This window comes from Dyadobacter sp. OTU695 (assembly GCF_038440355.1).
Lineage (GTDB): Bacteria > Bacteroidota > Bacteroidia > Cytophagales > Spirosomataceae > Dyadobacter.
In genome coordinates this window covers 162,322-178,330 of sequence record NZ_JASATN010000005.1, presented here as the reverse complement: position 1 = coordinate 178,330, position 16,009 = coordinate 162,322, and the positions used below count along the sequence as shown (strand labels likewise).

15 protein-coding genes are annotated in these 16,009 nt (G+C 51.8%); 6 read left to right on the top strand and 9 right to left on the bottom strand.

Features of this window, described 5'->3' with window-relative positions; genetic code table 11:
* Positions 1-10 precede the first annotated feature (10 nt).
* The 6 genes from AAHB90_RS12385 to AAHB90_RS12360 form a co-directional block, all read right to left on the bottom strand.
* Positions 11-487: a hypothetical protein gene (locus AAHB90_RS12385; RefSeq protein WP_342085435.1), complete on the bottom strand. Its 477-nt coding sequence runs from the start codon at positions 485-487 to the stop codon at positions 11-13.
* A gap of 231 nt (positions 488-718) precedes the next feature.
* Entirely contained in the window at positions 719-1,954 is a 1,236-nt protein-coding gene (locus tag AAHB90_RS12380; protein ID WP_342085434.1) for a PQQ-dependent sugar dehydrogenase, read from the bottom strand.
* Between the two features lie 136 nt (positions 1,955-2,090).
* Positions 2,091-3,854, bottom strand: coding sequence for a RagB/SusD family nutrient uptake outer membrane protein (locus tag AAHB90_RS12375; RefSeq protein WP_342085432.1), 1,764 nt, complete (start codon positions 3,852-3,854; stop codon positions 2,091-2,093).
* Positions 3,855-3,866: 12 nt separating this feature from the next.
* A complete protein-coding gene (locus AAHB90_RS12370) occupies positions 3,867-7,463 on the bottom strand; it encodes a TonB-dependent receptor (RefSeq protein WP_342085431.1) in 3,597 nt (1,198 codons plus the stop codon).
* A 189-nt stretch (positions 7,464-7,652) separates the two neighbouring features.
* Positions 7,653-8,849: a FecR family protein gene (locus AAHB90_RS12365; protein ID WP_342085429.1), complete on the bottom strand. Its 1,197-nt coding sequence runs from the start codon at positions 8,847-8,849 to the stop codon at positions 7,653-7,655.
* 131 nt (positions 8,850-8,980) lie between these two features.
* Positions 8,981-9,565 carry an RNA polymerase sigma factor gene (locus AAHB90_RS12360; protein ID WP_342085427.1) on the bottom strand — a complete coding sequence of 195 codons (585 nt, stop codon included), beginning with the start codon at positions 9,563-9,565 and terminating at the stop codon, positions 8,981-8,983.
* 144 nt (positions 9,566-9,709) lie between these two features.
* On the opposite strand from AAHB90_RS12360, the gene AAHB90_RS12355 reads away from it, so the two are divergent.
* Together AAHB90_RS12355 and AAHB90_RS12350 are read left to right on the top strand one after the other, a co-directional pair.
* Positions 9,710-10,282 (top strand): Crp/Fnr family transcriptional regulator, encoded by a 573-nt coding sequence (locus AAHB90_RS12355; protein WP_342085425.1) that lies wholly within the window; start codon positions 9,710-9,712, stop codon positions 10,280-10,282.
* A 67-nt stretch (positions 10,283-10,349) separates the two neighbouring features.
* Positions 10,350-10,799 carry a carboxymuconolactone decarboxylase family protein gene (locus AAHB90_RS12350; protein WP_342085424.1) on the top strand — a complete coding sequence of 150 codons (450 nt, stop codon included), beginning with the start codon at positions 10,350-10,352 and terminating at the stop codon, positions 10,797-10,799.
* A gap of 56 nt (positions 10,800-10,855) precedes the next feature.
* On the opposite strand, the gene AAHB90_RS32785 is transcribed toward AAHB90_RS12350, so the two are convergent.
* Complete coding sequence (locus tag AAHB90_RS32785) at positions 10,856-11,116, bottom strand: energy transducer TonB (RefSeq protein WP_446717897.1); 261 nt, start codon at positions 11,114-11,116, stop codon at positions 10,856-10,858.
* A gap of 25 nt (positions 11,117-11,141) precedes the next feature.
* On the opposite strand from AAHB90_RS32785, the gene AAHB90_RS12345 reads away from it, so the two are divergent.
* The 4 genes from AAHB90_RS12345 to AAHB90_RS12330 all read left to right on the top strand — a co-directional run bounded on the left by AAHB90_RS12345 (position 11,142) and on the right by AAHB90_RS12330 (position 14,642).
* Complete coding sequence (locus AAHB90_RS12345) at positions 11,142-11,513, top strand: VOC family protein (protein WP_342085423.1); 372 nt, start codon at positions 11,142-11,144, stop codon at positions 11,511-11,513.
* Between the two features lie 32 nt (positions 11,514-11,545).
* Positions 11,546-11,941, top strand: coding sequence for a DUF1801 domain-containing protein (locus AAHB90_RS12340; RefSeq protein ID WP_342085422.1), 396 nt, complete (start codon positions 11,546-11,548; stop codon positions 11,939-11,941).
* Between the two features lie 284 nt (positions 11,942-12,225).
* The gene (locus tag AAHB90_RS12335; protein ID WP_342085421.1) at positions 12,226-13,431 is read left to right on the top strand and encodes a hypothetical protein; all 1,206 of its coding nucleotides are present in this window, start codon (positions 12,226-12,228) and stop codon (positions 13,429-13,431) included.
* Between the two features lie 83 nt (positions 13,432-13,514).
* Positions 13,515-14,642: a hypothetical protein gene (locus tag AAHB90_RS12330; RefSeq protein ID WP_342085420.1), complete on the top strand. Its 1,128-nt coding sequence runs from the start codon at positions 13,515-13,517 to the stop codon at positions 14,640-14,642.
* Here AAHB90_RS12330 and AAHB90_RS12325 read toward each other — a convergent pair.
* Both AAHB90_RS12325 and AAHB90_RS12320 read right to left on the bottom strand, forming a co-directional pair.
* A complete protein-coding gene (locus tag AAHB90_RS12325; protein WP_342085419.1) occupies positions 14,602-15,705 on the bottom strand; it encodes a fatty acid desaturase in 1,104 nt (367 codons plus the stop codon). The genes AAHB90_RS12330 and AAHB90_RS12325 overlap by 41 nt on opposite strands.
* Before the next feature lie 87 nt (positions 15,706-15,792).
* Complete coding sequence (locus tag AAHB90_RS12320; protein ID WP_342085418.1) at positions 15,793-15,984, bottom strand: cold-shock protein; 192 nt, start codon at positions 15,982-15,984, stop codon at positions 15,793-15,795.
* Positions 15,985-16,009: the final 25 nt, after the last annotated feature.

Sequence of the window (16,009 nt, the reverse complement as noted above, 5' to 3'; positions counted from 1 at the left end):
CCAGCTGTTGCTAATGAGCCATTGAAATACGCGTAAGGCGCTGATCTTCCGGCGACGGTCCATTGGATCGGGCCGAAAGGTCAGCCGTCATTTTCGCCATTTGTTTCCGGTGCTGTCGTAGCATTTGAAGATCGAGGTTCGAGCCTTCGACTAATTTGAACAAAGTCTCATATTCTTTGACGATCTGACGGTGTACATGGACGATTTCGCCCAAAGCAAGATCCACGTTGCCTCTCACATCCATGACTATCGACGACCTCGTATCCGACCGCGTAATGCAGGCATCCTGCATGCAGCATTTGAGGGCGTCGTACAGGTTCGCCATTTCTTTCTTCAAAACAGAACAAACCATATAATCACGGCTCAACACTTTTCGCAGCCGAAACGGGATTTCGTGGCGCATGGCACCCATTAACGCGCCCTGCATCGTCTTATAAAGTCGCCAGATCTTGATTACCTGCTTCACAATGGGTTTCACGTTTTCCATAACAGTCATAGTTTGTGACCTATCAGCAATAAGTATGCCAAATATCTCAAATACAATCTGTTAATGTCTGGTTACATGAGCTGGGTTAGGTGACGACTGGTTCCGCTGCCGCGGTGAGCGATGCGAGGTGCAGCACGATCTCCAAGCACCCGTCGCACGACAATGCCGGTCCGGTTGTCGATCCGACGGGTGATGGTGTCAATTGAATTTGTGGGGTAATGGGCGGGGAGCCTACTTCTTACCAATTTTATAGAGTCTTCCCTGATCGGTAACGGCGTAGAGCGCTCCGTCATGCCCCTCGGTAATGTCGCGGAAACGCTGGTTTTCGCCCGCAAGAAGTCTTTCTTCGCCGACTACCTTATTGTCTTTGAGTACAATACGGCAAACATGCATACCGCTTAGTGACGAAATGAACAGGTTGTTTTTCCACTCGGGGATTTGCTTGCCGTCGTAGAAGGTAATACCACTTGGAGAAATAACCGGGTCATAATAATACACAGGTTGTTCCATACCTTCTTTTTGCTGAATGACGTCACCGATCTGTTTTCCGCTGTATTCGATGCCGTAAGTAATTGTAGGCCAGCCGTAATTTTTGCCAGGCAATACGCGGTTGATCTCATCGCCGCCTCTTGGGCCGAACTCGGTTTCCCACAAATCGCCCGTAACCGGGTTGATCGCCAGGCCTTGCACGTTGCGGTGTCCGTATGAATACAGTTCAGGACGCGCGCCAGCCTTTCCTATGAATGGGTTTCCTTTCGCAGGTTTTCCGTCTGTTGTAATGCGGATCACCTTGCCCAGGCCGGAGTTGAGGTCCTGTGCCTGCGGGCGCGTAACGAGGTCGGAGCGCTCGCCGGTCGATACGAAGAGATTTCCATCTTTCGCAAACTTCACACGGCCGCCGTAATGCAGCGTGCCTTTATAGGCGGGTGTGGCCTCATAAATAACTTTAACATTTTCGAGCTTCGTTCCGTCTGCCGAAAGTTTGCCTTTGGCCACGGCAGTGAGGTTTCCATCGGAGAGCGGCTCCGAAAATGCCCAGTACACCATTCTGTTTTGAGCAAAAGCCGGGTCGAGTGTGATGCCCAGCAGGCCTCCCTGGCCATCGCTATTCACTTTGGGGACGCCGTCGATCGGTTTTCCAACTTCTCCGGTAGCAGATACGATCCGCATTGTTCCCCCTTTTTCAGTTACGATAAACTTGCCGTCGGGCAGCACTGCAATTCCCCACGGTCTTTCGAGGGACGAGGTCAGCACTTTTCCTTCGTACGGGGTCTTCGTTACAACCGACCCGATCCGGGTTTGGCCCGGGAAAGCCGATTTGTACTCAGAATTAGGTTTCTTGGTCTCGACAGGAGCGCCGGGCGCCGGAGCGCCGGCCGCCGGAGCGCCAGCTTGCTGGGCGATCAAAAGGGATGGCGCGAGAGCCAATGCTGCGCCTGCGACGAACGCGTGGATTGCAAATTTCATTTTATCAGGAAGTTTAGTCTTAAAGCCCGGAGTGGGATACCGGGCCGTTGCGAATTTACTTATTTCAATTCACAAGGAAACGCCAAAGCCGGAAGAAAACGCTCCGGCTTTGATAAAAGTGAGTGGATTGGGGTTGTTAGGGCAAAGTAGGGTCAAATGTGCCTCCCCAGTCCTTGTTCTGTTCCAGGGCCTTGTTGCGGTCGAGAATGTCGCGCTGGATGGGGAAGAAATAGTATTTGTCGGGGACGACATTCACTTTCACGCCCGAGCGTGGCACTTGGAGCAGGCTATATTTGAAATTGGTTTCGACCAGTTCGTATTTGTTAGCCTTCTCGCGGGCCTCGCCGATGGGCATTTCCTGGCCGTTGGGTAGTACCGCGATCGCTTCCACACCATGCTTGGTCGTGCCGTCGAGGCGGTCGAGCATACGGAGCCTTCGGAGATCATAGAACCGATGGCCCTCGAAGGCGAATTCGACATTGCGTTCTGCCAGGATCGCTTCCCGCATCGTTGCGGCGGAGTTTGCCGAAATGCCGTAGTTCCCGTCCGTGCCCGGCTCGATACCGGCCCGTTTACGGATTTGTTTGAGGATATCCAGCGCTTCTGCAATCTTGCCGGTTTCGTTGGCCGCCTCGGCATAGTTGAGCATTACCTCGGCAAAACGCATGACGACGAAATCCAGGTCATATTGCTGTACTTCCGCCTGTGCCAGTTTCAAAAGGCTGTTTTTAAGTACGAAAAAGCCGGTATAGCGGTCGAGGTTGGTGGAGTTGACGCCGGCTCTCGGATTAACACCGAAATCATCCAGTTCGTGGGCGACGCCCAGTGCGGTGTACTGCCGTTTTCCTGCTTTTCCCGAAACCTCGTACAATTTGCCATTCCAGACGATCGACTTGTCGAAGCGGGGATCCCGGTCTTTCCAGTAGCTTTGGAGCAATGCTTCCTCGGTTTTGTAATACTTTCCGCTCGGGTCGTTGAACATTTTTCCATCCTTCATGGGATACTCCTTGATAAACTCCCAGGTAGGTACCGCCGACGCCGGGCCGCGGCTCTCGGAACCTGGGCGCACGCCGTTGTCCCACGAAGCGACTTTATTCGGGTATGAGTTGATGACCGTGAAAATCGATTCCTTGCCCCGCTCCACCAATGCAATGTCCGAATAGTTCTCGACCAGCGCGTAACCCTGTGCTTTCAGGTCTTCGTAAGCCCTTTTATTGACCTCGTAAGCCGCCGCCCAATACGAATTGCTGAATGGCTTCGCCGGATTGAACTGCGGGGATGCTTTCCATAACAGTACTTTTGCTTTGAATGCCAGCGCAAAATTGCCGTCGATCTTGCCGAAGTCGCCGGAAGTAGGGGCAATCTTTTTCGGCAGGGCTGCAATGGCCTGATCGAGGTCCTTCACGATCAGGTCGAAACATTCGGCTGTGGAATTCCGCGGAACAGTAAGCTCGTCTTCATAGCGGTCCTGCGGGACGGTAATGTAAGGAACGCCGCCGTGGAATTTAACCATTTCAAAATACGTATAAGCGCGCATGAAAAGCGCCTGAGCGGTAATGCTGGCCTTAACTGCATCGGAGAGCCTGCCTTTGTTTACATCGACGATCGCCTGGTTGATCAGCCGGATGCGGCCGTAGTTCCACAGCTTGAATTCCCCATTGGTGATGGTGATCCGGTCGGAGTAGAAGTTAATGCCGGCCAGTTGCTGGCTAAAAGCGTCTGCGCCGGTATTCCAGTTGCCGAACATCGGGTAGAGGTTGGCCATATAGGCATTGGCGAGGTTGGCGTCGTTCCACACCAGTTCCGGGTTGTAGTTGCTGATATCCTCCACGTCGAGCACATCGTTGCAGGATGCACAGGAGAGCGAGATACCGATGATCAGGGATAGTATTTTCTTCATGTCTTTTTCAGCTTAGAATTTAAGGTCGAGACCAACGGTATAGGTTTTCATGATCGGGAATGAGTCGTAGTTTTTCTGCTCGGGATCATGGAATTCCTTCACTTTTGAAATAGCGAACAGGTTGGTACCGTTCGCGTATACCTGGAGACTGCCCAGTTTGAGCATGGATGCCCATTTTTTCGGGATATTGTAGGCAATGTTGAGGTTTTTAAGCCTCAGGTATGCGCCATTACGGATCCAGAAAGAAGTAGCACCCGTTCCCGACTCGTACCAGTTCTGTCCGATGGGCCGGGGGTATTTGGCATTGGGGTTTTCGGGTGTCCAGACGTCGTCGGCCCAGATCGGGTAGTACGGCCTCACGGTACCGCCGTGCTGCCGCATTCCTTCTCCTTCCTGGTTGCTGATAATGCGGTCGTAGGCACCCACACCCTGGAAGTGCGAGTTGATGGCCAGGCCTTTGTACGACACATTTAATCCAAAACCGAAGTTGATACGGGGTGTTGCATTGGTGGACAGCACCTGAATGTCGTTCCCGTCGATTTTGCCGTCAGGCCCCGGCGCATAGCCGTCGCCTCTGAAATCTTCGAAATAGAGCCCGCCCAGGTAAGGGTTCCGGCCATATTGTTTCAATCCCGAGGCAAGCAATGCATCGAGCTGGTCCTGGGTACGGACCATGCCGATGGTTTTCAGACCGATAATGCGATTGGCCGGCTGACCTACCTGACTCTGGAAATGGCGGTTGCCGCCGGGCTGGAACGCCGCCGATTCGTCGAGGATATCCCAGCGGTCTTTGGAATACCCAATATTTGCATTGATAGAATAATTCACCTGATTATCGAACGCCTTGTCGCGCCATTCCATAAACAGCTCGCCGCCACGCCATGACCGGGCCGCATAGTTCTCGGGCGCCAGGCTCTGTCCGTAGTTGTCCGGGAGCGTCACGACGCGCGAACCGAGGATGTTTGTTTCTTTTTTCAAAAACAGATCCAGCGTTCCGTAAAGGCGGTTTTTAAGAAAACCAAAATCCAGACCGACGTTATAGGTGGTCGACGTCGCCCAGGTCAGGTTGGGGTTAGGCGTAGCGCCCGGCGCAATGCTTTGGTAAAGTTTGTCCCCGAAAATGTAACTGCCGGCATTCTGATAGCGATAGCTGTACGAGAATGCGTTGATTTTATCATTGTTCACATTCAGGTCGTTGCCCGTCGTTCCGTAGGACAGGCGCAGTTTGAGGTCGTCGAGGAATGAAGTGCTGTTTTTCATAAACTGCTCCTCCGAAATACGCCACGCCGCCGATACCGATGGGAAAAAGCCCCAGCGCTTGCCTTTCGGGAAGAGCGTGTTGCCGTCGTAGCGGAACGAGAATTCTGCAATGTACCGGCTGTCAAAATTGTAGTTCAGTCGACCGATCCAAGACCTTCTCGCTCCGATTTCCTCATAGGCGCTCCCGTTGCGGCGCTGGGTGTCGGTAGAATATACGAAAGACTGGTCGTAAGGCGTCAATGGCTCCTCTAACTGCGCGCTGGCGGAATAAAGGGCATTTTGCGCCTGTTCGAATACTACCAGACCGTCAATACCGTGTTTTCCAAAAGTGCGGCTGTAATTCAGAAACCAGTCGAACTGGTAGCTCCAACCAGTCGAAATGTTGTAATTCAGAGATTGCTGGTTCTGGCTGAATGTGAAAATGTTGATCTTGTTCTCGTCGGGGGCCGCAGGTATAAAGCGGTTTCCGTTCGGATCGGCCTGGTTGAAAACATAGTTCTTCTGAAAGGTCATGTACTTCTTCCGCATGTAATCCTCGCCAATGTAGTTCCCCATGATCTTGGTCGAAAGCCCCGGAATGAGCTTGTCGAGCTTGATGTCCAGGGTTAAAATGGAATTCATGTTGCGGGTACGGGTCTTAATATAGCGGTCGCCGATCACCTGGTCGATCACGCTCCAGGCCTGCCAACTTCCCATCGGGGTTTGTACAGGGTAAGCGGTCGGGTAGTCGGCGGGTGTGCCGTCGGCCGTTGTATAGAAAGGGTACAGCTTGGGCCAGTTGAATGTCACGCGGTATAAATCTGACACGTCAAAATCATCGTCGCCGGTGAATGGCCAGTAAAAGCGGTCGAGGTTCTGCTGGTATGCGGCAATATTGAGGCCTACCTTGACGGCATCGTTGATCTGCGCCGTTACATTGGTCCGCAGGTTGAACTTGCCGTTTTCGAGACTTTTATAAGATCCTTCTTCTGTACGGTAGCTTAGCAACGAATAGTAAGTGATCTTCTTATCACCGCCCGTTACGCTCAGCGAATGCCGGTGGCTATAAGGATTTTGCCAGATGAAATCGTGTACATTGTAGCGCTTGTCTTTGAAATAATCAAACTCCCGCTGCCCGTTGGGGATCGGCGTACCATTGAACTCCGCTACCCGGTTTTGGTAAATAAGCTCGTCCTCCGCGGTCGTCAGGTCGGAAAGGAGCGTTTGGGTCGGCCGGTTGGTGGAGTAGTTTGACTGAAAATTAAACGTCGGCTTCTGCTGAACGCCGGATTTGGTCGTTACCATCACCACACCATTGCCCGCTCGCGACCCGTAAATGGAGGCAGTAGCGGCATCTTTCAGGAAGTTCATCTGGTCGATCTCGTTGGCTTCCAGTACGTCGAATGCCTCCTTGTCGCGCACAATCCCGTCGATCACATAAAGCGGATCGCCGAAACTTCCCCGCATACGTATGGACGAGGATGCGCCCGAGAGCCCGGATGTGTTAGTCACGTTCACGCCCGGCGCACGGCCGGCGAGCGTGTTCGAGAGGTTGGAGGCCGACTGGTTATTTAAATCCACGGAATTGACGGAAGTAATGGCGCCGGTCAGGTTAACCTTCTTCTGGGCACCGTAACCTACTACCACCAGCTCTTCCAGTCCGCGAATGTCGGGGGCCATTGTAATATTAATGGTTGACTGGCTGCCGACTGCAACTTCCTGGGTCGTGAAGCCTACGAAGCTGAATACCAGGGTCGCTCCCTTGTCGGGTACCGACAGTTCCCAGTTGCCGTTGATATCGGAGGAGGTTCCCTGGCTCGATCCTTTGAGCAGTACGCTTACACCTGGCAGTGCATCACCTTTATCGTCCAGTACCTTGCCGGTTACCCTGATCTCCGCCTGAATATCCCGGGCCAGCGATACCGGCTGCGGTTCGGCGGCTTTTTTGACAGGACTTTCCAGCTTTCGCACCACCACGGTCTTGTCGACGATCTTGTATGCCAGCGGCAATCCCTGAAAACATTGCCGCAATGTCTCCTGAAGAGACGCGTTCCTCATATTGAGGCTTACTTTCAGGCCGCGCACATCCTCGCTGTCGTAGAAAAATACATGTCCGCTTTGTGCTTCGATCACCCCGAAAACACGTTCGATGGGCGCATTTTTCTCTGAGAGCGTAATATGTTGGGCGAAACTCCCTGCCTGGACACGGACCAGCAGGATAATCAGCATCATCGTGATCAGATTGAGGCGCATAATGATCTGGTGCTTAGACAACGTTACGATGCGCAATGGTTCCGCGGGCCCTTTTGGAAGGCACAGGAATACCGGCTGTGCATCGGGCACAGTCTTCCCTTGTGAATGAAAATTCATTACTTTTACAAAGTTTGGGTTAATAAAAGATGTGAGATTCTTGCACGGCAATGCCGTAGCGGTTAGCCTGAACGTCGCCGTAGATGTGGTTCGAGCACGTCTGCGGTTTTTTTCTGTAACCGGGGAGCGGGCTAGGGGCTTCGTAAATGTGCTGTCATTAAATGGTGGGTTTGGTGAAAAAACAGACTATTATAGGTTCTTTGCTGCCGGCAGCACGACGATCCTGCCGTTGTACCCCGCTGATTCGCTTGCTTCGATCCGGAAGTTCACGCCGGCAAACTTCAAAATTTCAAGTATTTCGGACGCCTTCGAATTGCGGTGCAGTTTGCCGGAAAACCGTTTTTGCGGAATGCCTTCGGGATAGGTCACTTCTACATTATACCATCGCCCGATGTCCCGCATAATCGTAGCGAGGGAGGTTTCGCGAAATTGAAATAGCCCGTTTTTCCAGGCAATCGCCTCAGTCACATCGACTGTCGCCTTGCGAAAATGTCCGTCAGAACGAAAACTGGCCTGCTCACCGGGTAGCAGCCGAAGCTGCCCGTTATCTGTTTTCCCGGCTGCCACACTCACGGCACCTTCCAGTAATGTAGTGCGTATTTCCGGCTCGTCGGCGTAGGCGCTCACGTTGAAATGTGTTCCGGTAACGATTACCTGCTGCCTTCCATCCACATCCACCACGAAAGGCCGTCCCTTATCTTTTTTGATCTCAAAATACACTTCCCCCTGCACTTTCACGTGGCGTTCCTGATCGAAAAAAGCAGTCGGGAAGGTGATGGAGGACTTCGCATTCAGCCACACCTGGCTGCCATCGGGCAGTGTGATGCTATATTGCCCACCAGCAGGGGTGGTGATGGTGTTCATACCGGCTATCGTCTTGTCTTTTTTACTGACCTGGTAGGTTAGCTCGCCTTCGCCATTTTTCGTAATGGTCGCACTTCCCTGGTTAGCAATGTGCCCCGGACTGGCGCTGTCGAGCAAGATGGTTGAGCCGTCGGCTAATGTGAGCACAGCACGTTCGCCTCCCGGCGCGAAGTCTGTCGGTTTCGCGACAGTTTGCCGGGCGACTGATTTGGGTTGCTGCCGGAGGTAAAACCCCCCGCCGAGTGCCACTAGTACAATGGCAGCGGCGGCGGCGAACCTTGGCCAGGCAAATGACAAAAGTTTCCTTCCCCGATTAGCCGAAATGCCGTGCAGGATATTCTCCTCCATTTCCCGACCGAGCATCGCCCTTTCCTGGTCGGTGTAGCCATCGAGCACATTTTGCCTACTGTCGTGGCTTTCGTAAAACTTTTCCAGAAACGCCCGTTCCTTTTTACCGGCGCTGCCGTTCAGGTATTTTCGGACTATTTTGAGGAAATCCTCCTTGCCTTCAAATGCTTTCATGATAGAAACGGACGGCAGTTTCGGTGCCGTTCTTTGACACATGTACCGAAACGCGGCCCTTACTCCCAAAGCGGATCAGGATTTTTTTTCTATTTTTTTCAAAAAGGCCGAATAAAAACCCTCAGCTGGCATTACTGGAAGAAAATTGCGAATGCGATCAGGTCGAGACACAAAATTTTATCAAACTTGGTGCGGAGCTCGATCGTGGCGGTATTGAGCTGGTTCTGGACAGTTTTCTGGGTGATGTTGAGCCGCGTCGCGATTTCCGCGGTGGATAGACCCTCGAAGTAGTGTTGCAGGAAAATTTCGCGGCGTTTGAAAGGCAGTGCTTCGATCCATAAGCTGAGGAGTGTGCGGATTTCCTCTTCGAGTACCGCGTCGTCGGCATGGCCCGCGGCAGCCAGGCTTGCTTCGAAGCTGTTGAGCAATTGTGCATTGTGTGGCTGCCGGGCAGTGTATTTGAATACCTGAAAACGCACGGCTGTATGAAGGTAGGCCTCTACGTTGCCCACGTTCACGGAATTCCTCCTTTCCCAGAAATCAATGAATATGTTCTGGACGATGTCCTGCGACTGGTCTTTGCATTGCAGCCGCTTGTAAGCCCCATTGAACAGGTTCTGCCAATGACGGCGGTACAGCATCGTAAAGGCGTTTTCATCACCTGACTTTGCGAGGCTGTACAATTCCAGATCATAGAGATGGTCGTCGTCGCGCATAAAAATATCTTGAGAAAAACGAATTTAGTAATTTCTCCCAGGATGATTTATGGTGCGTGCACGAAAACGCATATTTTTTGTCGGCCGATTCATGCAAAGCTCAAATGCCGTAATTTTACTCCCGCACAAATCGCAAGCACACCTATGCAGCAACTCATTACCCATATTGCCCGATTTTCTTCAATCAGCCCTGAGAAACTGGATTCGATCGGCGATTTTTTTGAGGCGAGGGCCTTTAAAAAAAAGGAGCTGCTGCTAGAAGAGGGGCAGCACTGCCCTGATAAGTTTTTTATCGTGAAAGGATGTGTGCATTTGTTTTACCTGCGGCAGAACGGCGTGGAACAGACTATCGACTTCGCATTGGAGAACTGGTGGGCAAGTGATTTTATGGCCTTCCAGGATGGCGGTACCGCGCAGTTTTCGATCCGCGCCATAGAGGCGACGGAAGTGCTTGCAATTTCTGCCGGGCAACAGCGAAAAATGCTATCGGCATTACCGGAACTGAACGAATACTTTCACGCCGTGTTCCAACGCGCGTACGCAGCTTCGCAAATGCGGATTCGGAAGACGTACGAAATGTCGAAAGAGGACCTGTACCAGGATTTTAGTAGAAAATATCCTGCCTTTCTGCAAAGGGTACCGCAGTACCTGATGGCCTCTTTCCTGGGTTTTACACCCGAATATTTGAGTGAAATCCGGAAGAAATTCCTTTCTTAAACCAGTTTAAGAACTTCCTCCGTATGCCTGGCGAATTTTGTAATACCAAAACAAAATCATGTCAATCATGCAAAAAGTTGTTAAACATCGCCTGGACGTCTGGAAAGAAGAACCACAATACTGGACGCACATGTCCGCTATCGAAAAGCGGGTATACGCTTCGTCAATTCCCCGGAGCCTGATCGAGCTTATCAAGATCCGCGCTTCACAGATCAACAAATGTGCCTATTGTATCGACTACCACACCGCCGAGGCCCTTCAAAACGGGGAATCTGCCCGCCGGATTTTTGCGCTTTCGGCATGGAAAGAGAGCCCGCTTTTCTCCGAACGCGAAAAGGTTGCCCTGCAACTGACAGAAGAGATCACGCACATTTCCATCGATGGGGTTGCCGACGAAACCTATGAAAGTGCGAAGGCCAATTTTATGGTAAGCGAAATCGCCGATCTGATCGTCTGTATCAGTCACATCAATTTTCTGAACCGGGTCGGGATTTCAACCAGGACGGTTGCATTATAAGAACAGGATCTCGGTCATACAGCCGGAGGCAACGCGGGATGCGGGCCTTCGGCTGTTTATTTTATGCCAAATGAAATCGGTAGGTTATATCTGGTTCTGACGGGCATGCCGCTCTCCTTGCCGGCTTTCCATCTGGGCATCGAGTTCACTAAACGTACTGCTTCGCGGTCGCAGCCGTATCCAAGTCCTTTCAAAACGGTGACGTTAATGACCCCTCCGGTCGCCTGTACATAGAAACTGACAAAAACCCTTCCTGATACACCTGCCTTTTTTGCCTGTTTGGGTATTTTTAAGTTACTTTCTATAAATCGGTACATTGGAACACAAAACCAGCTGATTGATATGATCGTCCCCCTGTTCAAAATCACCAATATGCCCGACGCTATCCGGCACTATACCGAGGTGCTGGATTTCCGGATGACCGACCCCAACGACCATGCCGGTTCACCCGTAGTGGATCTTGGCAGAGAAGGTTGGAATCTGCAAATAACCACGGCAGAGAGCGAGGCCCTTTTCGGGTCGGTTGTTTACTTTTGGGTAGACGATGTGGATGCATTGTTCGCGAAATACAAAGAGCGGGGGCTGGATACCTCGGGTAAGGCCGGATCGCCGGTACATCAGGGCCCGGTAGATCAGACGTGGGGCAGGAGGGAGTTTTATGTTACCGACGCCGACGGCAACACGATACGATTTTGTCAGCCTATTTTAAAATAAGGCTTTTTAATCACTACTAATCTCCCGGACCAATGCCGCTGAACCAAGATGTTACCCGATTTCTGGACGAACTACATCATCCCCTCCGGTCGGAGATAGAAGCATTGCGCCTGATTATTTTGGGGGCGAGTCCATTGCTCGAAGAAAATATCAAATGGAATGGCCCTAACTATTCGGCTGGTACCGAAGACAGGATCACGATGCGGATTCAGCCTCCCAAGCAAATCCAGCTCGTTTTTCACCGCGGGCCAAAAGTGAAGGAACAGCCACAAGAAAGACTTGTGCAGGACGGATCGGGGCTGCTGGTTTGGCGGGAAAACGACCGGGCCATTGCTTCCTTTAAAAATATGGAAGCTGTGGAAGCAAGCCGGCAGGTGCTGTCGGGCATTGTCCGTGAATGGCTTGCGGCCACTGTTGCAAATATTTGATTTCGAAGTAGTTCTATACTTAATTCTGGCACTCCGCCAGACCATTTACCCCTTATTTTCTTAACAGGTCCCTGTTTTTTCCTTGAAGCAGGTGTAAACACGTGTTTTTTAAAACAGGTGTTTGTAGTCGTTTTTGAAGAATTATTTCTACGAAACTTTGTCAAACAAAAGCTTTTGTACGGTGGAGCTCAGCAACCACTTGAAAAAACGGGCTTACCTGTAAGAGGATTGATTACAGGGACGGATCCTGCCGTCTTACAACAGGGGATTATTCATACGTCACAATGAGCAACTTTCTAGATTTACAAGACGGCTGGTACAATGGTTTGATCCAGGGATTGGGACAAAGCCAGGACTCTTTTCAGATCATTCAGCCAGCGCCACCGATTGCGAGTGGTACTGCCGCAAACCCGACTTTCTGGGCTTACTATAACAACATCCCTCCGAAAACACTGACCGCTCAGTTTGTTGCCAGCGGTGGGAATCAGTTCTATAACAATTACAGAGGCTTGCTTTCGGCGCTCGTTCCTTCGCGCAACATCGATGTGAAGGCGGACATTGGGGCAGAAAATTTCGCCGCATGGCAGGCTTACGTGCAGACGCAACCTGCACCGAGTATGAACCAGATCCCGACGATGTTCAGGAACTGGGCGATGTTCAACGCGCCAAGCGTGGCCAATATCGGCTCTTCCGATTATGCGGCCATTCTGCTCGACCCGATCGCAACCGCCCAGAACGAGCTGACATTGGTGTACACAACGCCTCAGGGACTGCCGATCAACTTCGACTGGCAACTGAACTACGCCGATCTGGTAAACCAGCTGGCCAGCGCCCCTTCCCGCTCGTTCTCGTTCGACAGCAACACGATGAACACCAATGTTAGCAGCTCCTGGGCAGGCAGCTCCAAGTCGGGATTCTTCGGTTTGTGGGGTGGCAGCAGCTCTACGTCGACGCTCAGCGAACAATTCGCTTCCAGCCGCATTCAGGTAGATGCCAGCTTTGAGCACATCCTCGTTCTGTCCAACACGCCGGGCGCATGGTATTATTCATCCGCGATGGGCCTCGCATTTGCCAACCAAACCGGTAACCCTTGGAGCGGCCAGTCGTCGATCAACTGGAACAATACCTTTGGCAAAGACGGTAACATGCAGTACTTCGCCGCGAACGTGATCGTAGCGTCGGGTATGTCCATTACCATTACTTCGAACGCCAAATATTCGTCTCTTGACCAGCAGACAATCACATCCAGTGGCTCATCCGGTTTCTGGCCGTTCTACTCGGGCGACAGCGGCAGCACGTCGACCAACCGCGTTACATTCAACGAAGAGGGCAATATGACGATCACCACCAGCAGCATTCCGGGAGTGCCTGTCGTGCTGGGTGTGAACGTATTGTCAGCAGGTGAATTCGTGGGCCACTCTTCGAGCCTGGGCATTTCGCTCTTTGAATCGGCCAGGGCTTTCGCTGCCGACAGCCTTGCTACCGTCTAGTGTTTTCTTTGGAAGGCTGGGTAACGCCAGCCTTCTGTTTTGATTTTACCTCTGCGTGCGGAAACCATCTTTCACGAAGTAACATGATCACTACCTACGATACTCCTACCGAAGCGATGACCGCCGTCACAGACGGGTGGTACAACCAGTTGGCTGGCAGTCTGAACCTATCGGTCCGGCATTTCCAGCTGTTGCAGCCCCCGGCGGTGCCTGTAAGCGACCAGGGCCTTTGGGATTGTTTCGACATCGTTCCGCCGGTGACGCTCAAATACAACCGGTGGCTTTTTCAGCAACCGAGATTTTTCAGTCAGTATGCGGCGGTGGTAAATGGGCTTTCGTTCCCTGAAAGTGCTTTCGTGAAAGACATTGGTGCGGATACTTATGTAGCATGGCAGGCTTATCTCAATACGCTGTCGCCCCCGCCGCCTGCCAATACATTACCGACTGTGTGGTTTCAATGGGCGATGTTGCATGCGCCGTCGGTAGCCAACATCGGTCGCTCGGACCTTTCTACGCAGCTGCTGATCAACGGTGCGCAGGCTGCTTTGCAGCCTTATGAAGGGGCAGATGCCAAACCTGCTGATTTTTCGCCTACTTTTTCAGATTTGAAAACCATATTAAGGGCCTCTCCCGGGACGGGATTCTCCTTTGACTCGACCAACGACGACCCGGATGTTTCCAACTCATGGGTACCCGGCGATGATCCTAATTATTTCGGAATATGGACGGGCAGTTCGGCCGCATTTTATGTGAGCAGGAAATTTGCTTTGAGTAAGATCACCGTTTCCGTCCAGTTCGACCATTTTGCGTCTGTTACCGTTACACCCGGTTCGTGGTACAATTCCTCCTTGTTGCACCAGGCCTGGGCATCGCAAGCCGCGCCTCCGTGGATCGACAGTGCCGACTGGCAGACTTATTTTGGGGCCAACGGAAGCCTTACCCATGCAGTGGGCTCCTTGCTCGCTGTCGATGGCATTACCCTTACCCTCACTTCGGATGCAGACTTTTCCGCCGCCGAGCAGGCGATCATCAAAGGGCTGGCTGCGATGGGCAATTGGCCGGTTTACTGTCCCATATCATCTGCGGTGCTTTCCAACAGCATTTCCACCGGCCCGGGCTCCCTGTCTATACGGTTTAAATCCGCTCCTGGGAATCCCGTTATACTGGGATTCAATGTGTTTGATATCCGGAGTTATCTTGGGGCTGGCTAAGGAGTTCCCCGGCTTCGGCACGCTTCGCGGTATTTCGCATTGTCTCGCGATAGGGAGATTCGTATTGTTGGTAAAACTGTTTTTTCGAATCATGGTAGCTGGATATGGCACCCAGTGTGCTCATCAATTTGATATAGTACCATGCCAAATCTACCTGGTGGGGTTTAAAACCGCTGCGGGCGCTTTTGGGAAAAAGGTGGTGATTGTTGTGCCATTCGCCGGCGACAATCCCCGGCCAAAGCTGGTTGATAGACTTGTCGTTCTGATTGAAATCGGTTCCCGGGCGTTGCTTGTCCTCACCCTTTGCATGTCCTTCGTAATTAAAGGTGCGCACGCCAACGGCCCAAAAGCCGGCAGCGCCGAACAGGGTGCAGGCCAGCGCGTGCCCGCCTAGCAGGAAGAATGCGGCATACCAGAACGACCAGTTGAGCAGCCAGTACAGGACGGCCCTTCCCGGATGCTGGTAGGAGCCCCAGGACAGGTATTGCTGGTAGGAATTTGCGATAACGCCCGTGTGCTTCATCAGCGATTTCACGCGGTTATATTGCGCCTCACTAAGATCTGATGCGATGGGCTGATGATTGACGTCGGCGAGGAAGCAATAAAGAAACCCTGCTTCCGCATTGTAGGGGTCGCCCGGACGGTCGGATTTGGCGTGGTGTACGTGATGCGAAACCACATATATCTCTTCCGGGATCATGCAAATCGTGAGATTTTGGGTGAAAGCCCGCCAGAACCGGTTCCTGAACTTGTATGCGCCGTGTGTGCAATAGCGGTGGTGCCAGATGGTGCCGTGCGTGCCCATGATGAACATGCTGTACACGAATGCCGCCAGCAGCAACCAGATATTGAAGAATTTGAAAATAAAAAGCGCCAGAAACGGCACCATACAGAGCACTTTCACCCAGCTCATCAGCGACAGCCAGTTCCTTTTGTCCTGCACTACGTTTAACCGTTTGAAGAATTCGGCGAAAATCTGGCCCGGCCGCGGTTTGATCAGATTTCCGTGTTCATCTTGCCATCCGTACGAAGGCCGGCGAAGAACTATGTCGATAAATGCCATAAAGGATGGGTGTTAATGCTGCGTTTCAAAATAAAAAATCCTCCCAGAAAAAAGGAGGATTATCCGTTTATCGTATAATGTGATCGCTCAGACTAACGTAACGTTGACAGCATTCAGTCCTTTCCGGCCGTTCTCAACTTCGTAAGTCACAACGTCGTTTTCACGAACATTGTCTTTCAGACCTGATGTGTGTACAAAAATGTCATCTCCTCCATCTTCAGGAGAAATGAAACCGAAACCTTTCGTTTCATTAAAAAATTTGACCCTACCCTTGTTCATACTTTTACTATTTTGTTAAGCTTCA

What these genes read in the sequence shown, in the direction of transcription:
- AAHB90_RS12385 (WP_342085435.1), bottom strand. Translation starts at nt 487, where the DNA reads ATGGAAAACGTGAAACCCATTGTGAAGCAGGTAATCAAGATCTGGCGA.
- AAHB90_RS12380 (WP_342085434.1), bottom strand. Translation starts at nt 1,954, where the DNA reads ATGAAATTTGCAATCCACGCGTTCGTCGCAGGCGCAGCATTGGCTCTC.
- AAHB90_RS12375 (WP_342085432.1), bottom strand. Translation starts at nt 3,854, where the DNA reads ATGAAGAAAATACTATCCCTGATCATCGGTATCTCGCTCTCCTGTGCA.
- AAHB90_RS12370 (WP_342085431.1), bottom strand. Translation starts at nt 7,463, where the DNA reads ATGAATTTTCATTCACAAGGGAAGACTGTGCCCGATGCACAGCCGGTA.
- AAHB90_RS12365 (WP_342085429.1), bottom strand. Translation starts at nt 8,849, where the DNA reads ATGAAAGCATTTGAAGGCAAGGAGGATTTCCTCAAAATAGTCCGAAAA.
- AAHB90_RS12360 (WP_342085427.1), bottom strand. Translation starts at nt 9,565, where the DNA reads ATGCGCGACGACGACCATCTCTATGATCTGGAATTGTACAGCCTCGCA.
- AAHB90_RS12355 (WP_342085425.1), top strand. Translation starts at nt 9,710, where the DNA reads ATGCAGCAACTCATTACCCATATTGCCCGATTTTCTTCAATCAGCCCT.
- AAHB90_RS12350 (WP_342085424.1), top strand. Translation starts at nt 10,350, where the DNA reads ATGCAAAAAGTTGTTAAACATCGCCTGGACGTCTGGAAAGAAGAACCA.
- AAHB90_RS32785 (WP_446717897.1), bottom strand. Translation starts at nt 11,116, where the DNA reads ATGTACCGATTTATAGAAAGTAACTTAAAAATACCCAAACAGGCAAAA.
- AAHB90_RS12345 (WP_342085423.1), top strand. Translation starts at nt 11,142, where the DNA reads ATGATCGTCCCCCTGTTCAAAATCACCAATATGCCCGACGCTATCCGG.
- AAHB90_RS12340 (WP_342085422.1), top strand. Translation starts at nt 11,546, where the DNA reads ATGCCGCTGAACCAAGATGTTACCCGATTTCTGGACGAACTACATCAT.
- AAHB90_RS12335 (WP_342085421.1), top strand. Translation starts at nt 12,226, where the DNA reads ATGAGCAACTTTCTAGATTTACAAGACGGCTGGTACAATGGTTTGATC.
- AAHB90_RS12330 (WP_342085420.1), top strand. Translation starts at nt 13,515, where the DNA reads ATGATCACTACCTACGATACTCCTACCGAAGCGATGACCGCCGTCACA.
- AAHB90_RS12325 (WP_342085419.1), bottom strand. Translation starts at nt 15,705, where the DNA reads ATGGCATTTATCGACATAGTTCTTCGCCGGCCTTCGTACGGATGGCAA.
- AAHB90_RS12320 (WP_342085418.1), bottom strand. Translation starts at nt 15,984, where the DNA reads ATGAACAAGGGTAGGGTCAAATTTTTTAATGAAACGAAAGGTTTCGGT.